The organism is Arthrobacter sp. C9C5 (genome assembly GCF_013359735.1).
In the GTDB taxonomy this organism is placed as follows: Bacteria; Actinomycetota; Actinomycetes; order Actinomycetales; family Micrococcaceae; genus Arthrobacter.
In genome coordinates this window covers 1-5,427 of record NZ_JABFMX010000036.1, presented here as the reverse complement: position 1 = coordinate 5,427, position 5,427 = coordinate 1, and the positions used below count along the sequence as shown (strand labels likewise).

At 66.5% G+C, this 5,427-nt stretch carries 4 protein-coding genes; 2 read left to right on the top strand and 2 right to left on the bottom strand.

All coding sequences use genetic code 11. The features are described 5' to 3' along the window. Window positions 1–202: 202 nt before the first annotated feature. Window positions 203–1,585: a YibE/F family protein gene (locus tag HNO80_RS17560; RefSeq protein ID WP_175324138.1), complete on the bottom strand. Its 1,383-nt coding sequence runs from the start codon at window positions 1,583–1,585 to the stop codon at window positions 203–205. Window positions 1,586–1,952: 367 nt separating this feature from the next. On the opposite strand from HNO80_RS17560, the gene HNO80_RS17555 reads away from it, so the two are divergent. Further along, the gene (locus HNO80_RS17555; RefSeq protein ID WP_175324137.1) at window positions 1,953–2,936 is read left to right on the top strand and encodes a glycoside hydrolase family 25 domain-containing protein; all 984 of its coding nucleotides are present in this window, start codon (window positions 1,953–1,955) and stop codon (window positions 2,934–2,936) included. A gap of 15 nt (window positions 2,937–2,951) precedes the next feature. Here the strand turns inward: HNO80_RS17555 and HNO80_RS17550 are convergent, their stop codons facing one another. Beyond that, window positions 2,952–4,121 carry a CAP domain-containing protein gene (locus HNO80_RS17550; RefSeq protein WP_175324136.1) on the bottom strand — a complete coding sequence of 390 codons (1,170 nt, stop codon included), beginning with the start codon at window positions 4,119–4,121 and terminating at the stop codon, window positions 2,952–2,954. A gap of 178 nt (window positions 4,122–4,299) precedes the next feature. On the opposite strand from HNO80_RS17550, the gene HNO80_RS17545 reads away from it, so the two are divergent. Beyond that, window positions 4,300–5,226 carry a metal ABC transporter solute-binding protein, Zn/Mn family gene (locus HNO80_RS17545; protein ID WP_175324135.1) on the top strand — a complete coding sequence of 309 codons (927 nt, stop codon included), beginning with the start codon at window positions 4,300–4,302 and terminating at the stop codon, window positions 5,224–5,226. Window positions 5,227–5,427 lie beyond the last annotated feature (201 nt).

Genomic DNA, 5,427 nt, shown 5'->3' with positions numbered 1-5,427 from the left:
AGCCGGTGGAGCGGGCACGTAGGATCCAACGGACAGCAGCAAAAAAGACAAGAAGAACGCTTCTAGAGCCTGAGCGCAGCGAGGCCCGTTTCGCGCTTAGGCGCCCTGAGCGCGTTTTGCAGGCGAGGTCGCAGGCTTCAATTCCGTGGGGTTCAGGCCTGGACCTGGCCGCGGGCGGCGGCTGCCGGCGGTTTATGGAAATCTATCTGCCGGCGCCCTGTGTCGCCTGGCGGCGTTCGCGGCGGGATTCGTAGACGGCTTCGAGCGCTGCGTTGTCGTCGATGTCGTCGTGCGGGGCCGCGGCGGTCCCGGCAGGGGGGTGTGGTTCCTGTGGCGGGCTGATGTGCTCGTCTCCCCGGGTCCGGGCGGTGGCTTTGACGACGAGGACGGCGAGGAGGGTCGTGACGGGGACGGCCAGGACCAGTCCGATGGAGGCGGCGAGGGTGCGCACGACTTCTTCGGCGAGTTGGCCGCTGGTGAGGGCGTCCAGCAGCGGCCGGTCGTAGAGCATGACCAGAATCAGCACGGGGAGGGCGGCCCCCGCGTAGGCGAAGGCGATGGTGTAGACGGTGGAGGCGATGTGGTCCCGGCCGATGCGCATCGCGGAGGTGAACAGGTTCCGCGCCGTCGTCGCGGGGGCCAGTTCGTAGAGTTCCCAGACGGCGGAGGACTGGGTGATGGTGACGTCGTTGAGCACGCCCAGACCCGAGATGATCAGCCCGCACGTGATGATGCCGGAGATGGAGAGCTTGTCGGAGACGTTGATGAGCTGGTAGGTGTTCTCGTCCCCGATGCCGGTCAGGTAGGCGGCCGAGACCGCCCACGTGGTCAGAAGTGCGGTGATGCCGAGACCGAAGAGGGTGCCCAGCAGGGCGGTTGAGGTGCGCGCGGAGAATCCGTGGGCGAAATACAGGACCCCGAACATGATGGCCGAGGCGCCGGCCAGGGCCACCGGGAGGGCGGGGCGGCCCTCCAGCAGGGCAGGCAGCACGAACGAGGCCAGGATGACGTAGGCGCCGACGAGCCCGATGATCGCGCGCAGGCCGCGCCAGCGGGCGACGGCGATCACAGTCACGGCGTACAGCAGCGCCAGGAGCAGCACGGGGACCGTGCGGACAAAGTCCACGAAGACGAACTGCGATCCTCCGCTGGCCGGGGCAACCTTGGACAGGTTCAGGTAACGCAGTTGGTCCCCTGCCTTGACCCCGTGGGACTTGGCAATCTCCGGGGTGATCTCCACGGCGACAAGATTGCCGCCCTGGTCCGGCTGGGTGTGGGCGACGAGGCACTTCGTCCCGGTGCCCCCGGCCGCGACAACCGGGGCCGACGAAGGACAGTCCTCCACGCCGGCGCTTAGCACCGTACCGGTATCGAAGCTGACCCCGGGCGCGGCAGCATACGGGCTCGAGATCTTCAGGTCCCCGCGGTTGCCCGTGGGCCACATCAGGACCATCGCCGCCACCGTCAGCGCCGCCAGCGGGACGAGGACGGCCAGGAGCAGGATGTTGGCCCTGCGCCGGCCGGCCACCGCCCGGGTGGAAAGATCCTTCCCGCCGGACCCGGGGTGTGAATGTCCATGACCCATCAGCTGCTCAACCTCATCATTCGAGGATAAATGCCCCGCGGCCGATGTCCGGCCAACCGCATCCGTGACTACGTGGCGCCCCGGCCGCGTCGCCGCCGCCGGCCACACCGGTCCGCCGCGCGGCGCCGGCAACAGGTGAAACAAGTAGAAGACACGTGTCCGGCCCGCAATCATGTGGCGAAGTCCAGTAACGACCACCCGTGACCGTCATCGGTGGTACTCCTAGGCTTCGTAGTGGGCCGCTGGCGGCCCGTTGCTGTCCGTTCGGAGGCGGGGGCCGTTGATGAAATCCGCAAAAATTTTGGTTGTGGCTTGCCTGCTATTCGGATGGCAAGCCGGCCCGGCGCGCGCCGCAGACGATGCTCCGGTGTCCCCTCCTCCCGATGCCGCGGCGCTGGGATATGACGTCTCCTGGCCTCAGTGCGGCGCCCGTCTTCCGAATCCGGCGAAGTTCGCCGTCATCGGCGTGAACGGCGGCCGGCCGGGCACGGAGAATCCCTGTCTGCTCACGCAGCTGGCCTGGGGCGCAGGCACCGCCGGTGCGGCGGCCGGAATCCCGGTCCCGGTGTACGTCAACACCGCCAATCCGGGACGCGACGGATCCTCGTGGTGGCCCGCATCGAACGCCTACCGCGGGAAGAAGGTCACCAACCCCTACGGGGTCTGCGACGGCACTTCCAGCCCGGCCTGCGCCTACACGTACGGCTACGCCTTGGCCTTCGACGATGCCAATTTGCGCGGCGTCCCCGATCCGGCGCACCACCTGTGGTGGCTGGACGTGGAAACCGGGAACAGCTGGTCACCCGACACCGCGGCCAACACCGCCGACCTGGAGGGCATGACCGCATACCTGCAGAGCACCGGGGCGGAAGTCGGGATCTACTCCACCGCCCACCAGCTCGGAAAAATTGCCGGCACAGTCGGTCCCGGCAGCAATCTGAACAAGCTCAAGAACTGGATCCCCGGAGCCGACTCGACGGCGTCCGCGCAGGCGAAATGCGCGTCCGAACCGCTCACACCCGGCGGAACCATCACGATGACCCAATTCACCGCCGGAGACCTCGACTACAACTACCCGTGCCCGACAACCCCGTCGAACCCCTCAGCCCTGCACCCCGGGCAAGTCCCGTCGCCCTCCCCGGCGCGGATGCCCGAGCAATCTCCACGCCCCGCCTACGCCCCCCAGCCCATCAGCTACACCACCTCCCAGACCAATACGCTTCCGGAAGTCCCAGGCACCGCACTTCAATGTGACACGGCCGCCGATCCCAGTCCGGGGCGGTCGGAGCATGGGAGGGCTCCCGGGGACCCCACTGACATTGGCGGGTGCTCCGGGCCAGAAGTGCTTTGACGCCATCAGCGCAGGTTAGTTGCGGAGTGACACTTTGGTCCCGGTGGCGGCGGACCAGGTGATGCGGCCTCCCTGGTAGTCCTGGGCGATCATCCCCGGAGTGAGGACGTATTCATCGCTCATTGGGTACCCAAGGGGCCCGCGTTCCAAGCCCTGCGCGGCCCAGGCAGTACGAATCCCGCCCCACGAGATGTGGGCCCCGGTGGTGGGCGACCAGTAGATCGTCCCGTACTGGAAGCTCTGATAGGCGCCGCCGTTCGCCGCGGGTTTCTCATCGGAGGTGGGGTAGCCCATCCGGCCTGCCTCCGAGCCCTGGGTCCCCCACTTCGCTGATATGCCGCCCCACACCGTGTGGGCACCGGTGGCGGCCGACCAGTAGATCATCCCGTACTGGAAGCTCTGAGAGGCGCCGCCGTTCGCCGCGGGTATCTCATTGGAGGTGGGGTAGCCCATCCGGCCTGCCTCCGAGCCCTGGGTCCCCCACTTGGCCGATATGCCGCCCCACACCGTGTGGGCCCCGGTGGCGGCCGACCAGTAGATCATCCCGTGCTCGAAGCTCTGGTAAACGCCGCCGTTCGCCGCGGGCGCCTCCGGCGCGGTCGGTTGCCCCAGGCGCCCTGCCGCGCATCCCTGCGCCACCCAGGCGGAAAGAAGCGCACCGTTTCGCACCGGTATCGTTCCCGCGCCCGGATATCCGGCCAGGTTGGAAACCACCAGATGGTACCCCGCGTAGGGCCCGGACTTGGGTACGGTGTAGCCGATCCCTACGTCCGTGGCGCACCCGGAGAGCATTGCGTCGCGGTGCGCGGGAGAGCCGGCCCACCAGTCGACGATGTCAGCGGGTGCGAAATTGAAGCCGATGATTTCGCGGTACCAGTCCGAGCCGGCCGGTATCTCGTTCCCGCCCGCGTCCGGGCGGTGGATCGTTGCGAAGCTGAACGTCGGACTGTTCGTGGCCGTAGCGAGATGGTTGGACCAGTCCTGGGAAATATTCGAGATGGACTGGTTCCACCGAAGAGCCGGCAGCCCTGCCGTCGCCCGTTGCGCGTTCATCAAGTCCAGGACTTCTTTAGCGTAGGGATCCTCGGAGGTGGAGGCGCTGGCCGCGCCCGCGGGCGATGAGAAAAAGCAAAGGGCAGCGACCGTGACGGCAGCGGACACGCGCCGCCCAATTCGTGTGTACATGAGACCTGAGTTTTCTGTTGTTGGAACGGCCCTCCGGTCCGCCACAAGGCGGTTCCCATCCGGTCGGGTCCGCCCCCATGGTAATCGAGCCGGTCAACAGGCTTCGGAACATGCAAGGACAAGTTCCACGTATGCTTAACGAGATTCATTCTCATTAACCACTGACAGGAGACTTGCCATGCACCAAGGAACTTTTGCCCGGGCCCAACGGACGGCCGTCATCGCGGCGGCCGCCGTCTTGCTGGCCGGCTGCAGCACGGCCGGAACGTCTCCGGCTCCCGTGTCGGGAACCGTGGAGGTTGTGACCTCCACTGACGTTTACGGCGACATTGTCCACGCGATCGGAGGCGACAAGGTCCACGTCACCCCGATCATCCACACCACCGCCCAGGACCCGCACTCCTACCAGGCCACCACCCAGGACAAGCTCACAGTGTCCAAGGCCCGGCTGCTGGTCGAAAATGGCGGCGGCTACGATGACTTCTTCAGGACCCTCGCCGCAGATACCACCGGTGACCACCAACTCATCGACGTCACCGACCTTTCCGGGCTCTCCACACAGTCCCCCACCGCGGGCACGGATTTCAACGAACACCTCTGGTATAACTTCGACACCATGGGCGCGTTCGCGGACACTGTCTCCAAGAACCTGGCCGGCGTCGACCCGGCCGACACCGCGACCTACACCGCCAATACCGACCGGTTCAAAGCCGATCTCGGCAAGCTCAAAGACCGCGCCGCCGCCGTGAAAGCACATCACACCGGCGAGGCCGTCGCCATCACCGAACCCGTGCCGCTCTATCTGCTCCAGGCCGCCGGGCTCGTCAACAAAACCCCCGCAGAATACAGCCACGCCATCGAAGCCGGCCAGGACGTTCCCGCCGCGGTCATGAAGGACACCCTGGACCTGATCTCCACCAGGTCCGTGAAGTTCCTCGCCTACAACAACCAGACCGAAGGACCCCAGACCACGGCCCTCAAGGACGCCGCCACCTCAGCCGGGGTACCCGTCATCGACTTCACCGAAACCCTCCCCGCAGACCAGACCTACCTGCAATGGATGAACGCCAACGTCGACCACATCGACAAGGCCCTCCAGGGATGACCCCGGCTCGATCACGCACGGGCCCTCCTGAGCCCCTTTCCCGTTGCACTCGATCGAGATTGCCGGCCGCCTGCATTACCCGGCAACGCCGGGCGCTCTCTAGACTGGAGACCGGCAATATTTAGGGATGGAAGGGCGGGGATTGGCATGACGGCTCCGTTCCGCTTCCCCCGTGCCGTTACCTTTACCGCCGCCATGTTC